The sequence below is a fragment of the Megasphaera hutchinsoni genome (assembly GCF_001553405.1).
Lineage (GTDB): Bacteria > Bacillota > Negativicutes > Veillonellales > Megasphaeraceae > Megasphaera > Megasphaera hutchinsoni.
Map to the genome: position 1 here is coordinate 1 of NZ_KQ960952.1, position 20,911 is coordinate 20,911.

Sequence of the window (20,911 nt, forward strand, 5' to 3'; positions counted from 1 at the left end):
GACCTGTCCCTTGTCTTTTTTAAACGAGCCACGAAGCTCTATCCTACAGCGACAGCCAGTGAACTTTCCTACTATGTGAATGACGGGATATTAAAACCAATCGGAAAAGAGTACATCTTTCAAGAACTGGTAAATCCTATTCACAATCGTAAGGATAATCAAGTCACGGTATCGCTGACAGTGGAGTATATCGACCAGCAGACCAAAGCAACGCAGGTATCTCAATTTGATTTGGTACTTGAAAAGAACGGGAGTAATTGGAAGATTGTAAAATAACAAATATTGGTACATGATTACAGATACTTTGTAATCATGTACTCTTTTTGATAAAAAATTGGAGATTCTTTTACAAATATGCTCTTACGTGCTATTATTTAAGTATCTATTTAAAAGGAGTTAATAAATATGCGGCAAGGTATTCTTAAATAAACTGTCAATTTGATAGTGGGAACAAATAATTGGATGTCCTTTTTTAGGAGGGCTTAGTTTTTTGTACCCAGTTTAAGAATACCTTTATCATGTGATTCTAAAGTATCCAGAGAATATCTGTATGCTTTGTATACCTATGGTTATGCATAAAAATCCCAGTGATAAAAGTATTTATCACTGGGATTTTTATGCCCTTTTGGGTTTTTGAATGGAGGAAAATCACATGAAAATTATTAATATTGGAGTTTTAGCTCATGTTGATGCAGGAAAAACTACCTTAACAGAAAGCTTATTATATAACAGTGGAGCGATTACAGAATTAGGAAGCGTGGACAAAGGTACAACGAGGACGGATAATACGCTTTTAGAACGTCAGAGAGGAATTACAATTCAGACAGGAATAACCTCTTTTCAGTGGGAAAATACGAAGGTGAACATCATAGACACGCCAGGACATATGGATTTCTTAGCAGAAGTATATCGTTCATTATCAGTTTTAGATGGGGCAATTCTACTGATTTCTGCAAAAGATGGCGTACAAGCACAAACTCGTATATTATTTCATGCACTTAGGAAAATGGGGATTCCCACAATCTTTTTTATCAATAAGATTGACCAAAATGGAATTGATTTATCAACGGTTTATCAGGATATTAAAGAGAAACTTTCTGCCGAAATTGTAATCAAACAGAAGGTAGAACTGTATCCTAATATGTGTGTGACGAACTTTACCGAATCTGAACAATGGGATACGGTAATAGAGGGAAACGATGACCTTTTAGAGAAATATATGTCCGGTAAATCATTAGAAGCATTGGAACTCGAACAAGAGGAAAGCATAAGATTTCAGAATTGTTCTCTGTTCCCTCTTTATCATGGAAGTGCAAAAAGTAATATAGGGATTGATAACCTTATAGAAGTTATTACTAATAAATTTTATTCATCAACACATCGAGGTCCGTCTGAACTTTGCGGAAATGTTTTCAAAATTGAATATACAAAAAAAAGACAACGTCTTGCATATATACGCCTTTATAGTGGAGTACTACATTTACGAGATTCGGTTAGAGTATCAGAAAAAGAAAAAATAAAAGTTACAGAAATGTATACTTCAATAAATGGTGAATTATGTAAGATTGATAGAGCTTATTCTGGAGAAATTGTTATTTTGCAAAATGAGTTTTTGAAGTTAAATAGTGTTCTTGGAGATACAAAACTATTGCCACAGAGAAAAAAGATTGAAAATCCGCACCCTCTACTACAAACAACTGTTGAACCGAGTAAACCTGAACAGAGAGAAATGTTGCTTGATGCCCTTTTGGAAATCTCAGATAGTGATCCGCTTCTACGATATTACGTGGATTCTACGACACATGAAATTATACTTTCTTTCTTAGGGAAAGTACAAATGGAAGTGATTAGTGCACTGTTGCAAGAAAAGTATCATGTGGAGATAGAACTAAAAGAGCCTACAGTCATTTATATGGAGAGACCGTTAAAAAATGCAGAATATACCATTCACATCGAAGTGCCGCCAAATCCTTTCTGGGCTTCCATTGGTTTATCTGTATCACCGCTTCCGTTGGGAAGTGGAATGCAGTATGAGAGCTCGGTTTCTCTTGGATACTTAAATCAATCATTTCAAAATGCAGTTATGGAAGGGATACGCTATGGTTGCGAACAAGGATTATATGGTTGGAATGTGACGGACTGTAAAATCTGTTTTAAGTATGGCTTATACTATAGCCCTGTTAGTACCCCAGCAGATTTTCGGATGCTTGCTCCTATTGTATTGGAACAAGTCTTAAAAAAAGCTGGAACAGAATTGTTAGAGCCATATCTTAGTTTTAAAATTTATGCGCCACAGGAATATCTTTCACGAGCATACAACGATGCTCCTAAATATTGTGCGAACATCGTAGACACTCAATTGAAAAATAATGAGGTCATTCTTAGTGGAGAAATCCCTGCTCGGTGTATTCAAGAATATCGTAGTGATTTAACTTTCTTTACAAATGGACGTAGTGTTTGTTTAACAGAGTTAAAAGGGTACCATGTTACTACCGGTGAACCTGTTTGCCAGCCCCGTCGTCCAAATAGTCGGATAGATAAAGTACGATATATGTTCAATAAAATAACTTAGTGTATTTTATGTTGTTATATAAATATGGTTTCTTGTTAAATAAGATGAAATATTTTTTAATAAAGATTTGAATTAAAGTGTAAAGGAGGAGATAGTTATTATAAACTACAAGTGGATATTGTGTCCTGTATGTGGAAATAAAACACGATTAAAGATAAGGGAAGATACTGAATTAAAAAAATTCCCCCTCTATTGTCCGAAATGCAGACAAGAAAATTTAATTGAAATAAAGCAGTTCAAAGTAACTGTGATTACAGAGCCAGACGCAAAGACGCAGAGCCGATAAAATGAGATTAATACAATCTCATTTTATCGGCTCTTTCCGTTATGTATGGATTCTTTTAATTAGTCTTCGATGTTTCTTGCTTCGTTGATACCGCTGGCTAAAGATTCCATTAAGGATAGTTCTTTGTCTGTAAAGCTATCCATGTATTTCTCTATCTGTAATCGTCGGGTGCTTTTTACCAAGTTATTAGCAGGTAAGAAAAATTCATCAACGGAAACATGAAGTAACGATACAAGGTCATAAAGAACTTGTATGCTGGGGTGTTGCCCTTTATTTTCAATATTAGTTAAGTACCGTGGGTCAATTTCAATCAATGCTCCCACTTGTTCACGAGTTAAACCTCGTTTCAATCGAGCTTCTTTAATGGCTAAACCAAAGGCTCTAAAATCATATTTATCTTCTTTTTTACGCATAGTAGACCACCTCTATACATTTTATTGTTCCTACTGAATTAAAAACAGGTATAGAAAAACGTGTTATATGGTTTATAGGTTTATATTTAATAAAAAGCACTACTAAACGCCAATAAAAAAAACCGTTATATGGTAGTGCTATTTACGCTGTTAAAATATTGTATATTACTTCCAAATGGCGGTTTGTTGGAGGTCAACGTCGCCATGAAGTACATCATATACAATAAATTTCCTTACATTGGGTTCTTGTCAAAAAAAGTCGTCTATCTGCAATAGATAAGTACGTCCACCAATGTGGTTTTATAAATCATATAGATAGAATAACAGAAGCATGTAAACAGAGAAATAAATCTGTTTATATGCTTTTTTGGCTATTCAGAACTTTTTTACAAAGTTTATTTATCAGTAATGCAACAAATCCCCCTTTCACATTGGGACTAAGAGTGAAAGGAGATAAACGAGCAAGGCTCACTTCCTTTCCTAGACAGAAAGGGGGGTGAGAAACATGAAACCATCTTCTTTTCAGACCACAATAGAAAATCAGTTTGACTATATCTGTAAACGTGCTATGGAAGACGAGCGAAAGAATTATATGCTTTATCTTTCAAGGATTGCAAAGCGTGAGGTGTCCTTTTCGGATGTTGGCGATTATCTTGTTAGCCAGTTTGCGACAACAGATAACTATTCAACTGACTTTCAGATTTTTACACTCAATGGGTTATCAGTAGGCGTTGAAAATGATTTGTTGAGTGAAGCATTACGTGAGTTGCCAGACAAGAAACGTGAAATTCTACTGCTGTTTTACTTTATGGACATGAGCGATTCAGAAATTGCAGACCTGTTGAAATTGAACCGTTCTACTGTCTATCGGCATAGAACCAGTGGACTAGCCTTAATTAAAAAGTTTATGGAGGAATTTGAAGAATGAAAACACAATATCCTATGATTCCCTTTCCTCTCATTGTAAAGGCAACAGATGGCGATACCGAAGCGATTAACCAGATTCTACATCATTACAGAGGGTACATAACGAAGCGTTCCCTACGACTTATGAAAGATGAATATGGCAATCAAAGTATGGTCGTTGATGAAGTCTTACGTGGAAGAATGGAAACCAGACTGATTACAAAGATTTTGTCATTTGAAATTAAGTAATATCCTCTCTCCTTTCGTGGAGAGTGTTGCGTTAATGTCCCGGACGGATTAGGAGGGTGCATAGAAGCCCTTGTGGGGCAATGGTTTTCAGGTGTTATCGTTAAAAGGTTTATAACCCGACTGTGTACCGGCACTTTTTTGAGAGTGATTTTGCAGTAAGTGGAAACATATCAACGCCATAAGGTCGAGTGTATAAGTTGTATATCGTTCAAAAGTGCACCCTTTTGCACCCTCCCCCTCGGGGGATAAATCGGGAATTTTCTCAACGTGCCACATACGTATTCATATCAGTTATATATTTAGATTTTCATATTTTCAGAAGGAAAAGAGCGGGAGGACTAAATCATGACAGAATCTCGATTTGATTTTTTAAAAGAAGATTACGCAAAGGCAGTAGAATGGTATCAAAAAGCGGCGGAAGCGGCGGCTCAAGGAGATGCAAAGGCACAGACTTTTTTAGGAAAGTGCTATCAATATGGACAGGGAGTGGCACAGGATGATAAAAAGGCAATAGAATGGTATCAAAAAGCGGCGGCCCAAGGAGATGCAGATGCACAGACTCATTTAGGATTGTGCTATCAAGTTGGAAAGGGAGTGGCACAGGATGATAAAAAGGCAGTAGAATGGTATCAAAAAGCGGCGGCCCAAGGAGATGCATCTGCACAAACTCTTTTAGGAGTGTGCTATCAAGTTGGCGGGACTTGCCTGTCAATACGGAGATATCATCGGAGTAAGTCATACGGCGGCGCAATTAGGTGCGGCAAGTGGGAGAGTCGTAAAAGCCGCTACCGATGAGATACGGTTAGATAAAGAGGTACCGAACGTACAAGCCCGATACTATACACTTACGGTTATACACGGTACGGACGGAGGGCTTGTTACACGCAAGGTAAAAGCAGACGTAACGGGAGCCTGGATACCTACGCCTGCCTATACGGAAGCGGATATGCCGGCACCCTATGACAGCTACATTTTATCGGAGCCCTCACAAGAGATTAAGCCCTATCGTATTACGAAGATTACACAAAGTGGTGAACATGCCATCACCCTTACGGCGATAGAATATGACGCAAGCATATATGACACCGATTGGTCACGGTATCCTACTATAGCGTATGCTCCCTTACCGCGTACATTACGTGCACCCGGTTTGTTAGAAGCCATCGATGATATGACCGGTGGAGAAAAAAGAAATGTCCATATAAGTTGGTCTATGCCGAAAGGAACACTTGCGGCAGAGCAGTATGTTGTATATTATCGGCGAGGACAAGATACGACATGGAACTATTATGCAACCACGCCGGAAATGTGGATTACCCTTAAAGGGCTGGTTCCTTTTACGCAATACTATATACGGGTTTGCGCAATGGCGGATGGATTTACGAGTGACTATGCACAATGCAGTGTGGTAACAAAAGAGAAAAAAGAGAACATCGAAACCGTAGCCATTCATGACGTTAAGCCGGCCGTACTGGCTCGTCGCGGCACACGCGGACGTATTCATTTTGACCTTCATGTATGCTGGCAACCTACTACTGCATCCGGGGCGGTGTATTATCGCATGAATGCGGGTGAGTGGCTATGTGCCGGAGAGGGCATCGGACAGATGATCATACCTGCGGTTACGGTAGGAGCTACTTACGAGATTGCCGTTATTCATCAAGGGAGTGTGGAAAGGCCCGATGCCCGGATTACGGTAACGGGAGTACAAGCGGCACCCGGTGCACCGAAGGCGGTAACGACTACCTTTGAGGCGATAGGCGAAACACCTATGCAAGTAACGAAATGGGAAGCCGCAGACGGAGATATTGATTTTTATGAAATCCGAAGCTCCGGTGAACCGGGGTCAAGCGGCTACTGCGGACGAACGACCGATATTTATTTTAAAGATGAAAATATACTTGGAGCGCCGTATGACGGAACGGTATATGTATATGCACACGATATATGGGGACAATGGAGCGCAGCCGGTAGTGCGCCTTATCATATTATTCGACCGAAGGCACCGATTGTAACGATACGTGAAGAAATCGGAGGCTTACGTATTACGTTGAAACGGGCTGAAGGAGAGCATGCGGTATGTATACGCGGAACCATTAAAATCGATAACAAAAACTATTATGCCGGGACTAAAGAGCTAAGAAGAGGTATATTCATTTCGCTGCCGCCGAAGGTATATAGCGTGGAGGCACGGTGGTGGACGTATAATAACGTGGGAGAGCATAGTGAACCCGTTCTTGCCACGGTACGTAAAACCATTGATCCGGCCCTTATCGGAGAAGAAACCATTACTTTATCAAAAATAGATAAAGCCGTACAAAGTGAAATCGCCAAGGCGACGACAGCCCGGCAAGAAGTAACGAGAATAGTCGGTAACTTGTCCAGCGTGGAGAGTGCGAGAGCGGCGGGATATACCGCTATAACGCAACTGCAGGACGCTATCGGACTGAAGGTGTCCAAAGGAGACATTAAAAGCGAGGTCGCATTAGGCTTGCAGGGCGTGACGCTATCGGGTAAGCAGGTCCATATCACGGGCGATACGGTGATTGATAAAGATGTTATTACGAAGGGGATGATACAGGCTGGTGCCATCACCGGCGATAAGCTGGACGTAAAAGATTTAAGCAGTATCACGGCCAATATAGGGGTCTTACGCACTAAATCAACGGGGGCAAGAATGGAAATACGGGATAACTGTATTTTAATATACGACGATAATAATAATTTGCGTGTACGGATGGGAGTGTGGAATGAATGACTGCCGGATTTGAAACATATGATGAGCATGGTACTAAACGCATGGCACCATCGCAAAGCAACGTACGGATAATTGATAAATTTGCGGTCGCCTTTGGGTATGAACCGCAAACGGTTTACGGTAATCCCGTTAATATACAAGATACGTCTACCTATAAGCTCGGTATGAAAAACTTTAAAACTATGACTATCGAACATGGCGGTACATGGGACACGGAGGCGGAAATGCGCTATGACAGGGTAGCACGCGAAGGGAGTATTGGATATAATCAATACCGGGCCGGGTTTATAGCTATCGATCATACACCGGGAGCACATTTGTGGGTGCAGCCGGTAGGTACGGATTTATACGCAACCGCTATGGATAACGGCATTGCGTATTGGTGGGACTGCCCTTGGTCGTGGATGCTTGCCATTACTAACGCGCTTGATTATACGTCGGGGGGACCGAAGGTGCCGATATGGGAGGTTTATAATAGTTCCGCAAACTGGTACTGGTCAAATTGGATTATATCTTCCGAAGGGTGGACGCGTAACCGGATTTGGGATCAGGCTACGTATGAGACGGAAAGCGGCTATATTCGAGGGACGGGATTTATTGTGGTGGGGGAATACTAGTGCAAAAATTATTACAGATTATAAATGATAAGAATACTGTCAATATCGGCAATAATTATGATAATCTTGTCCACTTACGAAATTGGCGCATTAAGGTTGCTTATAGGGGAGAAAGTATTGCAACTGAGTTCGTGTCAAAAAATGTGCCACCTTTGGGATTTGGCTTGAGTGAGGCCGCAGAAGCGCAAAATTACCCACCCCGTCATGGGCGTATATTATCACCGCAGTGTATAGCGGCTATCAAGGCACGTCGAGAGTGTTGCGTTAATGTCCAGGGCGGATTAGGGGGGTGCATAGCAGCCCTTGTGGGGCAACAGTTTTCAGGTGCTATCGTTAAAAGGTTTATAATCCGACTGTGTACCGGCACTTTTTGAGAGTGATTTTGCAGTAAGTGGAAACACATCAACGTCATAAGGTCGAGTGTAAACGCTGTATATTGTTAAAACGTGTGCCTTTTTTGTACCCCAGCGATAAATGATAATTTAGCTGCAATGATTAAGACCCTATATGAGTACTGGTTTGTCCGGTTTGAGTTCCCTGATGAGAACGGAAAGCCGTATTTCCACTTGATGAGAATGAAGAATTCTATTTAGGAAAGTCGATAGCTGGATTGAAGTTGAATCGGTTGGCACAGAATCCGATTACATATCTGTATACACTTGAGAAAGATAAAAATTATATTTAATGAAATTGACAAATCGGGATTTACAGGAAGTGTGACAAGAAAGCCAAAACGGTATACTGGGAAAAAAAGATTAAGGAAAGAATAAAGAGCTGGTTTTAATTGTAAAATTTATGGGGAACTAACATCAGTTTATTGACATAAATTTAAAAATAAGTACAATAATAGTTGAGTAATTGTTCAACTATTATTATTTGAAGGTGAATATATGTCAAAAACGTCTTATATTTGTAATTGCGATGTAATTCATGAGGATATTGTGAATGATGTGAAATCCAAGATGCAGCCAAAAGATGATTATATCCAGTTGGCTTCTTTGTTTAAGCTATTTGGAGATGGAACTAGAGTACAAATCTTATACGCTCTAGAACAGAGTGAGATGTGTGTATGTGATCTTGCAGTGCTACTGGGGGTAACAAAATCTGCAATTTCGCATCAGTTAAAGGCATTACGCCTAGCGAATCTGGTAAAATTCCGTAAAGAAGCACAGATAGTTTACTACTCGCTGGCAGATGATCATGTGAAAGAGATTATTGACAAGGGATTTGAGCATCTTTGGCAGAAACAATAATTTTTAATATTATAGTTGAGTAATTGAGCAATTAAACAAATTATAAGGAGATTATCATGAAACGCATATTTCTATTAAAAGGGTTGGACTGTCCGAACTGCTCCGCAAAAATTGAAAAAGAAGTCGGAGAATTGGATGGAGTACAATCCTCAGTTGTAAATTTGATGAAGCAGACGCTGATAATCAATGTTGCTCCAGCTGCCGCAGATACGATAGACAGTCAGATTGAAACGATTGTTCATAGTCATGAGCCCGATGTGGAAGTTCAGGAAGAAACCGTTATGAATGTTACAAAGAGTTATTCGTTAAAGGGCTTGGACTGTCCGAATTGTTCTGCAAAAATTGAAAAAGAAGTCGGAGAATTGGATGGAGTACAATCCTCAGTTGTAAATTTGATGAAGCAGACGCTGACAATCAATGTTGCTCCAGTTGCCGCAAATACAATAGACAGTCAGATTGAAACGATTGTCCACAGCCATGAGCCAGATGTAGAAGTTTCCGAAATTGCACAGGAATACTATATACCTGCAAAAAAACAGGATACCAATACATCCTATAACAATGAGGACAAGAAGTTGACGATTCGTTTAGCGATTGGCGCAGCAATCTATGGTATTGGTATGGCATTGACAGTTTTTGCGAAAGTGCCACTGCCTGTCGAGTTAGTTTTTCTCATTGTCTCCTATATTATTCTTGGCGGGGATGTTGTATGGCAAGCTGTGAGGAATATTTCAAAGGGACGTGTGTTTGATGAACATTTCCTGATGAGCGTTTCTACGATTGGTGCTTTTGTCATTGGTGAATATCCGGAAGCAGTTGCTGTTATGCTGTTCTATCAAATTGGTGAATTTTCCCAGTCATTGGCTGTTGCGCGTTCCAGAAAATCTATATCAGATTTAATGGATATACGTCCGGATTGTGCTACAGTCAGAAGGAACGGAGAATTGATTACCATATCTCCTGAAAGTGTTGCCATTGGCGAGATTATTATTGTAAAGCCTGGTGAAAAAATCCCATTAGACGGTGTGGTATTGGATGGAGATTCTATGCTGGATACGAGGGCTTTAACTGGAGAATCGGTTCCGAGAAGCGTTCATAAAGGAGACGAAGCACTTTCCGGTTGTATGAATCAGACGGGTGTTTTAACGATTAAGACAACGAAAGCATTTGGTGAATCTACTGCTTCAAAGATTATTGATCTTGTGGAGAATGCGTCCAGTAGAAAAGCACCAACAGAAAATTTCATTACTACATTTGCACGTTATTACACTCCTGTTGTTGTAATCTTAGCAGCTATTCTGGCAATTCTGCCACCAATCCTTCTTGGTGGAGGTTGGACAGAGTGGATTCGCAGAGGATTTGTTTTCCTTGTGGTATCTTGCCCATGTGCATTGGTCATTTCAATCCCGCTGACTTTCTTCGGAGGTATTGGTGCGGCATCTAAACGAGGTGTTCTTGTAAAAGGAAGTAATTATTTAGAGGCGCTTAATAATGTCAGCATTATTGTGTTCGATAAAACAGGAACACTTACAAAGGGTGTTTTCAATGTGACTGATATTCTGCCTGCCAATGGATTTTCAAAAGAACAGGTTCTGGAGTATGCGGTCCAGGCAGAGAGCTTTTCTAACCATCCTATTGCAAAATCCATTCTCTCTGCTTATGGAAAAGAAATTGACCAATCAGTTATCTCTGATTACAAGGAAATTTCCGGATATGGAATCAGTGCCATGGCAGGAAAGAAGAAAGTTTATGCCGGCAATACGAAACTTATGGATTCAGAGCATGTGGAGTACACAGCCTGTGAAAAAGTTGGTACAAAGGTTTATGTAGCAGTAGATGGTCAATATGCCGGATGCATTCTGATAACAGATGAAGTAAAGCCGGACAGCAAAAAAGCAATTTCTGATTTGAAACATATCGGTGTGGAAAAAACAGTCATTCTTACTGGTGATGATGAAAAAATCGGAAAGGCTGTTGCGGAAGAATTGCAGTTGGATGAATATTATGCACAACTGTTTCCTAATCAAAAAGTGGAAAAGGTTGAGCTTTTAGACAGTAAAAAGAGACAGGGAAGCAAATTAGCTTTTGTTGGTGATGGTATCAATGACGCTCCTGTCCTTGCTCGTGCGGATGTTGGTATCGCAATGGGTGGTCTTGGTTCAGATGCGGCCATTGAAGCTGCGGATGTGGTTCTGATGACAGATGAACCATCTAAGCTGGTGGATGCGATTGATGTGGCAAAAGTGACAAAGCAAATTGTCATGCAGAATATAGTGATTGCCCTTGGAATTAAGAGTGTGTTCCTGATCCTTGGTGCTCTGGGTATAGCTGGAATGTGGGAAGCTGTATTTGGTGATGTAGGCGTTACCATAATTGCCGTTTTGAACGCAATGAGGATTTTAAAAAAATAAGAAACGAGGTGGCAATGTGAAACGGAAATTGATTCTGTTAGCAGTTACAATTGTTTTTCTTGCAGGTTTCGGTGTACTTTTGCACTCACCGCCCTCTATGATTGATGCAGTCACAGGAGTAACACCGAAAGCCAAAAAATCTGCCCAAGCCGCCGCACAGTTGGAAGGCTCTTATGTTCTCGGTATTAATATGATGTCAGATGGTCTCGACAATGAGAACACCCGGAATAAATTAAAAGAATTGGCACTGGACGATTCGAAAACAAATGAAACAGATCTCATGAAAACGGACATTAGTTTTCGGTTATATGTATCTGAGACGGATTATCCGCTTGTCAGTTATGCTAAGAAACTCTGTGATAGGTTGAAACAGGCCGGTTTTTTAGTAGATCTGAAAGAGTACAGTAACACAATGATGCTATCAAGAGTGGTAAGTGGAAAGTATGATGTATTTCTGGTATCGGATGATTTTATTGACGTTACAACGCTAACACGGATGGACTATATGATTATGGACAGCGAAGAAATGAGATGAGCGGGAATTTATGAGAAAATGGAATACGATTTTGTCTGTTTTAATGCTTCTCATTTTTATGATTCATGGAATCATGGGCAGCTTTATGCTGAACGGAGTTGGAAGTAGTGCAGGGAAACTTCTTGCATGGATTGGTGTTGGTATTCTTGTTGTGCATACGGTGATTGGTGTCATCCTGACGGTACAGAGTTTACAGACAGCGAAGCAATCAGGAAAAATGTATCTGAAACAAAACGTCATATTTTGGGCGAGACGAGCCAGTGGGATGGCAATACTGATTCTGCTGTTATTCCATATTGGCTTGTTTGGAAAGGTGCAGAATGGGACATATATTTTGTTCCCTTTTACAACTGTAAAGATGGTAACTCAGCTTTTGTTCGTAGCGGCAATCTTTGTTCATATTTTTATCAATATCCGACCATTGCTCGTATCACTGGGAATCATCAGTTATAAAGAACGAAGGAGTGATATTTATTTGATCCTTTCGGTGCTTCTTCTTTTTATAGCGGGAGCGGTTATTTTATATTATATTGGGTGGCAATATCTATGAGTAAGACAATTATTATTATAGGTGCTGGACTGGCAGGACTTTCAGCGACTTTGCAGGCAGCGGAAAATGGATGCAATGTAAAACTGGTTTCCTCCCTTCCGTCAGAGCGGGCACAGTCTGTTATGGCGGAGGGCGGTATCAACGCAGCTTTGAATACAAAAGATGAAAACGACAGTCCCGAAGAACATTTTACAGATACAATAAAGGCAGCATGTGGTCTGGCAGATCCAAATGCAGTTTGGGGAATGACACAGGCAGCACCAGAGCTGGTGCACTGGCTGCTAAAACTTGGAGTTAAATTTAACATGAGTGGCTATAATGATGTGGATCTGCGGAATTTTGGCGGGCAGAAAAAGAAACGGACTGCTTTTGCACAGAGCGATACCGGGAAGCAGATCATGACAGCTATGATAGACGCTGTTCGTAGGAAAGAAGCATCCGGTATGGTAGAACGGTTCAGCCATCATTCTTTCCTAACACTTCGTCTGTGTGGCAATATTTGTTGTGGCTGCGTAATCAGGGATGAATACAGTCAGGAGACTGTGGAATTACCGGGGGATGCGGTTGTTGTTGCCACCGGTGGTATGCACGGATTGTTTGGAAATACAACGGGTTCGCTGAGCAATACAGGAGAAGTCACCGCAGAATTGTTCCGGCTTGGTGTTCCTCTGGCAAATGGCGAGATGATCCAGTATCATCCGACAACTGTGAAATGTGGTGGAAAACGCATGCTCATCAGCGAGGCGGCCAGAGGGGAAGGTGGCAGGTTGTTTGCCATGAAAGATGGAAAACAATGGTATTTCATGGAGGAAAAATACCCGGAGCTTGGAAATCTGATGCCACGAGATATTACCGCCAGAGAGATATGGAAGGTCAGCCATGAATCAGAGGTATTTCTTGACATGACGGAAATATCGGAGGAGATTATTTCAAATAAGCTATCTGGTCTGGAAGACGATTGTATGACCTATCTGCATAAAGATATACGAAAGGAACCGGTGTCTGTTTTACCGGGAATTCACTATTTTATGGGAGGCATTCTGGTGGATGAGCAGCACAGAACGCCGATTCAGAATCTTTGCGCTGCCGGAGAATGCTGTGCCCAATATCATGGTGCCAACCGTCTTGGTGGAAATTCTCTGTTAGGAGCGTTATACGGAGGGCGTGTTGCGGCAAAATCAGCATGCGAACAGGCAGATGTAGTAGATCTATCTTGTGCGACACAGATAGATTTTCCGCCAGCGTCTCAAATTTCAGAAATAAAGCAATTAAACAAAGTGATGCAGGAGACTATGGGCGTTGTCAGAAATGAGAATACGTTGTTAAATGGGATTCAAACGGTACAAGCGCTGACAGGAAATCTTCCATTGCTTGGCATGGCAGTTCTAAAGAGTGCTCTTGCAAGAAAAGAAAGTCGTGGTGCACACTGGCGGGAGGATCATCCGAAGAGCAATGACGATGATTACCTTAAAACAACGGTAGCCAGATTTGATGGAAAGCAGATACAGATTTCCTTTGTACCTGTTCCAGAAAGGCGGTGATTCACTTGGTATATAAAATAAGAATCAGGCGGCAGGAGAGTCAGAAATCAGACAGTTATTGGCAGGAATTTGAGTATGACGGAAGCAAAAACAGCTCTGTTGCCACTGTTCTAAAGGAATTGAACAGTAGAACCCCTTTGAAAGATAACTCAGGAAATATAGTTACTCCCATCAGCTGGGAATGTAGCTGTATGGTGCGAAAATGTGGGGCTTGCGCCATGCTGATTAACGAACGTCCGAGGTTGGCATGCTCTACATTTCTACATACGTTAAAAGGTTCTACAATCATCTTGGAACCTTTAAGCAAATTTCCGCTTGTAAGAGATTTGATCGTTGACCGGTCAAATTTGTTTGAAAATTTGAAAAAACTGAACCTTTGGCTTGAAAGTGAAGCTTATATGAGTTCGTGGACACATGAACCGAGATACCAGTCGGCACGCTGTCTGATGTGTGGCTGTTGCCTTGAAGTGTGTCCTAACTTCTCTGCAAATGGGACTTTCGCAGGCACTGTTGCTGCAGTCAATGCATTTCGGATTCTGAATGAAGAACAGGAAAGCACTCATTTGAATGAGATTTCTGCTGAATATAAGAAGAGATTTTTTGAAGGATGCGGGAAGTCGTTATCTTGTCATGATATTTGTCCGATTGGTCTGCCTGTGGAAGAATTGCTTGTAAGGTCGAATGCAGCGGCTGTTTGGGGCAAATAAAATGGATGATAAAAGCTATAATGAATGTATGAAGAGAATCAAAAACTTGATTCTCTTTTTTAAAATAAATACATTGATAAATATCTATGTATATATTATATTGAACATAGACAATGATCAATGTGAGGTGTTAATATGAATGCAATGGATGTGGCTTTGATATGCAAGGCTTTGGGCGATGCGAACAGGCTGGAAATTGTACAGATGCTGTCGGATGGAGAATAGTGCGGGTGTAAATTTTTGGAAAGATTTGAAATTACCCAGCCAACTTTATCCCATCATATGAAGATATTGGTAGGATGCGGCCTTGTGAATGATCGTAAGGAAGGAAAATGGCATCACTATTCTTTGAATTGTGAGACATTGATGAATTACAAACACTTTATAGAATCCCTTACTTGCCTTGGATGCGGTGACGGGGATTGTTGTAAATAATTTAAGGAGAGCAGATATCATGAAAAAAAGAGTGAATATTTGAAGAATGTTTTTACAAGCACCTATATTAAAGATGTAATGGAGCGCAATAAAGTTCTTAAAGATGCATCTATAATGGATGATTTGTTGGATATTATATCTTCATCTATTGGTTCTTTATCTAATCCAACTAAGCTAGCAAATACTTTTATGTCAGAAAAAAATATAAAGATATCTCAGCTTACAGTAAGTAATTATTTGGATTATTTTATTGATGCTTTTTTAATTGAAAAAGCCAGAAGATATGATGTGAAAGGAAGGAAATATATATCATCTCCGTATAAATACTATTTTTCAGATATTGGGCTTAGAAATGTAAGGCTAAATTTTAGACAGAATGAGCAGTCACATATTATGGAGAATGTAATATATAATGAACTTCGTATGAGGGGATTAAATGTAGACGTTGGTGTTGTGGAATATAACTATAAAGATGAGAATAAAAAAACGATTAGAAAAAATTTAGAAATAGACTTTATTATCAATAGAGGAAGTAATAGATATTATATTCAATCTGCACTTAATGTTGATACAAAAGAAAAACAAGTACAAGAAACGGAATCCTTGAGAAGAACAGGAGATTCATTTAAGAAAGTTGTTATAGTTAGAAACAACATAGTACCTAGATTTGATGATGATGGAATTTTGTATATTGGAGTAGAGGATTTTCTCTTGGATGAAACAGCACTGGATTTATAGAAATAGCATCGTGCGATTTAATAAAAATGCGTATAAAAAGATGAAAAACGGCAAAGCGGTGTTTATTTTTATTCGGAAAGAATAATGAAGAGGAAGATACGGTTTATATCGGTCAAGCCGGTATCAGAAAGAACGGTGAAGGCGTGTTATTCAGAGTGGTGGAACATCTGAAAGACGAGTTTTATTTTACGGAAGCCGTTATGTTTACCACGAGTGATAATTCATGGGGACCGACAGAAATCAGCTATCTTGAAAATAAATTTACTAATCTGGCAATCCGCACGGGGCGGTATACCGTGAAAAACGGCAATGAACCCAATCCCGGTAATGTTACGGAAGAAAAGGCGGATATGAAGTCATACGCGATGACGGTAAAGTGGCCGTGAATCTAAGTGAGGGCGAGCGCAACTTCATTGCGTTCCTCTACTTCTATTATGTAGTTCGCGGCATGCGGTCAGAAACAGACTCCGGCAAAAACAAGATCGTCGTAATCGATGATCCGGTTTCAAGTATGGACAGCAGCGCCCTCTTCATCGTAGGTTCGCTGGTCAGGGAAATGATAGGAATATGTGCAAATGTTGCCGATCCGGTTGAAAACGAGAATCCGATATTCGCTGGAAGGTACATCGAGCAGATCTTTATCCTGACGCATAACGCTTACTTTCATTAACAGGTCGTATATGATCAGGTAGGCCGGTACAGATACGTTTCGCTGTACAAGATTAACAAGAAGAACAACGTGTCTTTAGTTGAAATTTGTGTCATTCCTGCAGGTAGGATTAGCGAAAGGGCCGGATTACACGAAATACCATCTGGCAGGTGCCATGCTCTCCTATATCCGGCATACAGAGTCTTTTAATGAAGGGATGTACTTTGTCGATGAAAGCATCGACTGAGACCGGTACCGGGATGTGTTCCACTCGATTTTCGTGGTGATGGATTAGGAATAGCATTACAAGAGAATGATGGAAGAAGTCGGATAAGGTTGTCCACGCCATTTGGCCCACGGAATAGATTACATATGGAAGGCGAGCAAGCTCAATGAAGGTATTTGATAATGTCACGAACATCGTTCGAGACGACATGGAAAAAACGATAAAGCGGAATAGCAAGGTTTCTGTGGCAGCGGCTTGCTTTTCTATGTATGCCTATAGTGAATTGAAGAAGCGGCTTGAAAGCATTGATGAGTTCCGTTTTATTTTCACGTCTCCGACATTTATCAAGGAGAAGGCCGAGAAGCAAAAGCGGGAATTTTACATTCCACGCCTCAGTCGTGAGAGTAGCCTGTATGGTACAGAATTTGAAATAAAGCTGCGTAACGAGATGACGCAGAAGGCCATTGCCAAGGAATGCGCAGATTGGATAAAGCGCAAGGCGACCTTTAAGTCTAACGTTACCGGTGAGAACATGGGCGGCTTTATGACCGTCAATGCTCCTGCGGAAGAAGTAGCATATATGCCGATGAACGGTTTCACGACTGTTGATATCGGCTGCGAGCGTGGCAATAATAGCTACAACATGGTCAACCGTATGGAGGCACCGTTCTCCACGCAGTACATGCAGCTTTTTGAGTCGCTTTGGAATGACAAAGATAAGATGCAGGACGTGACCGATGTCATCATTTCAAATATCAGTACGGCCTACAATGAGAACTCGCCGGAATTCATTTATTTCATGACGCTTTACAATGTTTTCAGTGAATTCCTTGATGATATTTCAGAGGACGTTCTGCCGAATGAGGCGACTGGTTTTAAGCAAAGCAAAATTTGGAGCATGCTATATGACTTCCAGAGGGACGCGGTACTTGCGATCATCAACAAGCTGGAGAGATACAACGGTTGTATTCTTGCTGACAGCGTCGGTCTTGGCAAGACCTTCACTGCGCTGGCGGTTATCAAATATTACGAGAACAGGAATAAAACTGTCCTTGTCCTCTGCCCGAAGAAGCTATCGGAAAACTGGAATACCTACAAGGATAACTATGTAAATAATCCGATTGCATCAGACCGACTGAATTATGATGTTCTCTTTCATACCGACCTTTCTCGTTCTGGTGGCTTTTCCAATGGCCTCGACCTTGATCGCTTGAACTGGGGTAACTACGATCTTGTGGTCATCGATGAGTCTCACAATTTCAGAAATGGTGCAGGCACTCATGCCAACACGCAGGAGAACCGCTATGTGAAGTTAATGGATAAGGTCATCCGGGCAGGCGTGAAAACGAAAGTGTTGATGCTGTCTGCCACGCCGGTCAATAACCGTTTTACTGATCTTAAAAATCAGCTGGCCATTGCCTATGAAGGAAATTCAGAGTTTATCAATGACAAGCTCGATACCAAGAAGCCGATTGAAGACATATTCCGCCTGGCTCAAAAAGCGTTCAATGCCTGGAGTAAGCTTGATCCGGAAGACCGGACAACTGATGCATTGCTCCGCACATTGGATTTTGATTTCTTCGAAGTCCTCGATAGCGTTACAATTGCCCGCTCCAGAAAGCACATCGAGAAATATTACAACACTGAGGAAATAGGTAAGTTCCCGCAGCGCCTGAAACCTATATCAAGGCGTCCGAGCATGACCGATCTTTCGAGCGCCATAAACTATAACCGGGTTTACGAGCAGCTGATGCAACTGACGCTCGTGATCTACACGCCATCAAATTATATCTTTCCGAGCAAGATGTTGAAGTACATTGACCTCACGCACAACAAAGGAAATAACCTCACGCAGAAAGGCCGTGAGCAAGGTATCCGGCGCTTGATGAGTATCAACCTCCTGAAGCGTCTGGAAAGCTCTGTTTATTCCTTCAATTTGACGCTGAACAGAATTTTGGAGCTGATAAAGAGCACCATCACTGCCATTGACAGCTTTGAGAAAAACGGAAAAGCTGATTTGGACATGTATGAGGCTTCGGACAGCGATTTTGATATTGATGACGAGAATAACGATTACTTCACCGTCGGCAAAAAGGTAAAGATTGACCTTGCCGATATGGACTATAAAACATGGCGAGATGAGCTGCAGCACGATGCAGATACGCTTGAGCTTCTGACGCTTATGATCGCAGATGTTACACCGGAGCATGACCTGAAACTGCAGACCTTGTTGCACCTGCTGGATGAGAAAATGAAGCATCCAATCAATGAGGGCAACAAGAAAGTGCTGATCTTCTCCGCGTTCTCTGATACGGCAGAATATCTGTACGATCAAGTGTCTGCCTACATGAAATCAAACTATGGTCTGGATACAGCGGTTATTACCGGAAGCATTGACGGACGGACTACCATCAAAGGCCTAAAAGCCACGCTCAATAATGTGTTGACCTGCTTTTCGCCTATATCAAAGAGCCGCGACGTTCTGATGCCGGACAGCACGAAGGAAATTGATATCCTGATTGCTACGGACTGTATTTCTGAAGGTCAAAACTTGCAGGACTGCGACTATCTGGTGAATTACGACATTCACTGGAATCCGGTGCGCATTATTCAGAGGTTCGGTCGAATTGACCGTATTGGCAGCAGGAACCAGTATATCCAGCTGGTAAACTTCTGGCCGGATATGACGCTGGATGATTACATCAATCTGAAGTCCCGCGTTGAGACAAGAATGAAGATCTCCGTCATGACTTCGACCGGTGACGATAACCTGATCAATCCGGAAGAAAAAGGCGATCTCGAATACAGAAAACAGCAGCTGAAGCGTCTGCAAGAAGAGGTCGTGGATATTGAAGATATGTCGACAGGCATTTCCATCATGGATCTGGGACTAAACGAGTTCCGGCTCGACCTTCTGGAATATATAAAGACACATGACCTTAGTACGAAGCCAAAAGGCTTGCATGCAGTAGTTCCGGCTACGGAAGAGAATCCGGAGGGCGTGATCTTTGTCCTGCGGAACATCAACAACAGCATTAATATTGATAACCAGAATCGCATTCACCCGTTCTACATGGTGTATATCGGTGTAGATGGAGACATTGTTTGCGATTATCTGAATCCGAAGAAGCTGCTAGATACCGTCCGGCTGCTGTGTCGGGGTAAGTCCGAACCGATTCTGACGCTGTGCGAGAAATTCAATAAGGAAACTGATGATGGAAGGAACATGGAGGAGGTTTCGCAGCTTCTTTCCGATGCGGTCAATTCCATCATCGATGTGAAGGAAGAAAGCGATATTGACAGTCTGTTTTCCACAGGTGGTACATCTGCTCTGATGTCACAGATCAGCGGATTGGACGACTTTGAGCTTATTTGCTTCTTGGTAGTGAAATGAGGAGGTGTATCCGGTGATTGGATTACCGAAGAGCACGGAGTTTAACCGGCGCATACCGAAGCAGAAATTCTATGAGAATATTTCTGTATCGCCGACGTTAAAGCGAGTGTTCATAGAACAGATCAAGGTGATCTACTGGCGCAACAAAGTGACTGCGACAACTATGAATCTTGCAGCCGGAGAAACCGTGACTGAGCTGGAGGTATTTGAGGTAAAGCTAAACGGGCAACAGCTCGATGAATCTGTCCTCCGGCAGATAGATAAAGAGATACCATACCACATCCTGTTCCTACTGGAGTATGACGGCAAGTATCAGGCGTGGACAGCATACAAGGAGGCAGCGGCCTTCGGATCAAATGCTTTTAAGGTAGGCACCTACTACCACACAGACTGGCTCCCGGAAACCGAGCTGCCTCTGAAGGTGGAAGGCTTAAGCGTCGATAAGGTATATGAAAATTTTGTGCGGCAGATTGCCGGTGACGCACTCCGCTCCGAAGAGGGCAAGACGGAATTACTGAAGGAATCTGTGGAGCGGGATAACCGCAGGCAGGAGCTGGAAAAGCAGGTCGCGGCACTGCAAACGAAAGTCCGCAAGGAAAAACAGCTGAACAAGCAGGTGCAGCTGAATGCGGAGCTGAAGAAACTGAAGAATGAATTGGAGGAACTCTGAT

21 protein-coding genes and 1 pseudogene are annotated in these 20,911 nt (G+C 41.5%); 21 read left to right on the forward strand and 1 reads right to left on the reverse strand.

Annotation, left to right across the window (positions count from 1 at the left end; translation table 11 throughout):
• The 4 genes from HMPREF3182_RS03970 to HMPREF3182_RS07440 all read left to right on the forward strand — a co-directional run.
• Positions 1-276: conjugal transfer protein (locus HMPREF3182_RS03970; RefSeq protein ID WP_206445547.1), on the forward strand; the 276-nt coding region annotated here is incomplete at its 5' end.
• A 274-nt stretch (positions 277-550) separates the two neighbouring features.
• Positions 551-637, forward strand: a complete 87-nt coding sequence (locus HMPREF3182_RS07435; RefSeq protein WP_011058339.1) for a tetracycline resistance determinant leader peptide — start codon at positions 551-553, stop codon at positions 635-637.
• Positions 638-652: 15 nt separating this feature from the next.
• On the forward strand, positions 653-2,572 hold the full coding sequence (tet(M), locus tag HMPREF3182_RS03975) for a tetracycline resistance ribosomal protection protein Tet(M) (RefSeq protein ID WP_000691736.1): 1,920 nt from the start codon (positions 653-655) through the stop codon (positions 2,570-2,572).
• A gap of 118 nt (positions 2,573-2,690) precedes the next feature.
• Positions 2,691-2,858 carry a cysteine-rich KTR domain-containing protein gene (locus HMPREF3182_RS07440; RefSeq protein ID WP_000336323.1) on the forward strand — a complete coding sequence of 56 codons (168 nt, stop codon included), beginning with the start codon at positions 2,691-2,693 and terminating at the stop codon, positions 2,856-2,858.
• Positions 2,859-2,917: 59 nt separating this feature from the next.
• On the opposite strand, the gene HMPREF3182_RS03980 is transcribed toward HMPREF3182_RS07440, so the two are convergent.
• Positions 2,918-3,271, reverse strand: coding sequence for a helix-turn-helix transcriptional regulator (locus tag HMPREF3182_RS03980; protein ID WP_001227347.1), 354 nt, complete (start codon positions 3,269-3,271; stop codon positions 2,918-2,920).
• Positions 3,272-3,776: 505 nt separating this feature from the next.
• Between HMPREF3182_RS03980 and HMPREF3182_RS03985 the strand changes: the two genes are divergently transcribed.
• The 17 genes and pseudogenes from HMPREF3182_RS03985 to HMPREF3182_RS04070 all read left to right on the forward strand — a co-directional run bounded on the left by HMPREF3182_RS03985 (position 3,777) and on the right by HMPREF3182_RS04070 (position 20,910).
• Entirely contained in the window at positions 3,777-4,199 is a 423-nt protein-coding gene (locus HMPREF3182_RS03985) for a sigma-70 family RNA polymerase sigma factor (RefSeq protein ID WP_000804885.1), read from the forward strand.
• Positions 4,196-4,426, forward strand: a complete 231-nt coding sequence (locus tag HMPREF3182_RS03990) for a helix-turn-helix domain-containing protein (RefSeq protein ID WP_000857133.1) — start codon at positions 4,196-4,198, stop codon at positions 4,424-4,426. Before HMPREF3182_RS03985 ends, HMPREF3182_RS03990 begins: the two co-directional genes overlap by 4 nt.
• A gap of 345 nt (positions 4,427-4,771) precedes the next feature.
• Positions 4,772-5,221: a tetratricopeptide repeat protein gene (locus tag HMPREF3182_RS03995; protein ID WP_062485590.1), complete on the forward strand. Its 450-nt coding sequence runs from the start codon at positions 4,772-4,774 to the stop codon at positions 5,219-5,221.
• Positions 5,118-7,184 (forward strand): fibronectin type III domain-containing protein, encoded by a 2,067-nt coding sequence (locus HMPREF3182_RS04000; protein WP_156439311.1) that lies wholly within the window; start codon positions 5,118-5,120, stop codon positions 7,182-7,184. Before HMPREF3182_RS03995 ends, HMPREF3182_RS04000 begins: the two co-directional genes overlap by 104 nt.
• Positions 7,181-7,801, forward strand: a complete 621-nt coding sequence (locus tag HMPREF3182_RS04005) for a hypothetical protein (RefSeq protein ID WP_062485594.1) — start codon at positions 7,181-7,183, stop codon at positions 7,799-7,801. Before HMPREF3182_RS04000 ends, HMPREF3182_RS04005 begins: the two co-directional genes overlap by 4 nt.
• 941 nt (positions 7,802-8,742) lie before the next feature.
• On the forward strand, positions 8,743-9,054 hold the full coding sequence (locus HMPREF3182_RS04015) for an ArsR/SmtB family transcription factor (RefSeq protein ID WP_269596012.1): 312 nt from the start codon (positions 8,743-8,745) through the stop codon (positions 9,052-9,054).
• A gap of 56 nt (positions 9,055-9,110) precedes the next feature.
• Positions 9,111-11,465, forward strand: coding sequence for a heavy metal translocating P-type ATPase (locus HMPREF3182_RS04020; RefSeq protein WP_062485597.1), 2,355 nt, complete (start codon positions 9,111-9,113; stop codon positions 11,463-11,465).
• 16 nt (positions 11,466-11,481) lie between these two features.
• Positions 11,482-12,000, forward strand: a complete 519-nt coding sequence (locus HMPREF3182_RS04025) for a DUF6921 family protein (RefSeq protein WP_062485600.1) — start codon at positions 11,482-11,484, stop codon at positions 11,998-12,000.
• A 10-nt stretch (positions 12,001-12,010) separates the two neighbouring features.
• Positions 12,011-12,550: a hypothetical protein gene (locus tag HMPREF3182_RS04030; protein ID WP_009203875.1), complete on the forward strand. Its 540-nt coding sequence runs from the start codon at positions 12,011-12,013 to the stop codon at positions 12,548-12,550.
• Positions 12,547-14,091 (forward strand): FAD-binding protein, encoded by a 1,545-nt coding sequence (locus HMPREF3182_RS04035; protein ID WP_062404900.1) that lies wholly within the window; start codon positions 12,547-12,549, stop codon positions 14,089-14,091. Before HMPREF3182_RS04030 ends, HMPREF3182_RS04035 begins: the two co-directional genes overlap by 4 nt.
• A complete protein-coding gene (locus HMPREF3182_RS04040; RefSeq protein ID WP_235808645.1) occupies positions 14,088-14,798 on the forward strand; it encodes a succinate dehydrogenase/fumarate reductase iron-sulfur subunit in 711 nt (236 codons plus the stop codon). Before HMPREF3182_RS04035 ends, HMPREF3182_RS04040 begins: the two co-directional genes overlap by 4 nt.
• 237 nt (positions 14,799-15,035) lie before the next feature.
• Positions 15,036-15,233 (forward strand): annotated as a pseudogene (locus HMPREF3182_RS04045) (ArsR/SmtB family transcription factor); the annotation flags it as partial.
• 39 nt (positions 15,234-15,272) lie between these two features.
• Positions 15,273-15,971 carry an ATP-binding protein gene (locus HMPREF3182_RS04050; protein WP_072270827.1) on the forward strand — a complete coding sequence of 233 codons (699 nt, stop codon included), beginning with the start codon at positions 15,273-15,275 and terminating at the stop codon, positions 15,969-15,971.
• A gap of 158 nt (positions 15,972-16,129) precedes the next feature.
• Positions 16,130-16,357: a GIY-YIG nuclease family protein gene (locus HMPREF3182_RS04055; protein WP_206445548.1), complete on the forward strand. Its 228-nt coding sequence runs from the start codon at positions 16,130-16,132 to the stop codon at positions 16,355-16,357.
• Positions 16,354-16,641 carry an AAA family ATPase gene (locus tag HMPREF3182_RS04060; protein WP_036257247.1) on the forward strand — a complete coding sequence of 96 codons (288 nt, stop codon included), beginning with the start codon at positions 16,354-16,356 and terminating at the stop codon, positions 16,639-16,641. The genes HMPREF3182_RS04055 and HMPREF3182_RS04060 overlap by 4 nt, the downstream gene beginning before the upstream one ends.
• 371 nt (positions 16,642-17,012) lie before the next feature.
• A complete protein-coding gene (locus tag HMPREF3182_RS04065) occupies positions 17,013-20,240 on the forward strand; it encodes a helicase-related protein (RefSeq protein ID WP_062485602.1) in 3,228 nt (1,075 codons plus the stop codon).
• A 13-nt stretch (positions 20,241-20,253) separates the two neighbouring features.
• Positions 20,254-20,910: a DUF4391 domain-containing protein gene (locus HMPREF3182_RS04070; RefSeq protein ID WP_062485604.1), complete on the forward strand. Its 657-nt coding sequence runs from the start codon at positions 20,254-20,256 to the stop codon at positions 20,908-20,910.
• Position 20,911: the final 1 nt, after the last annotated feature.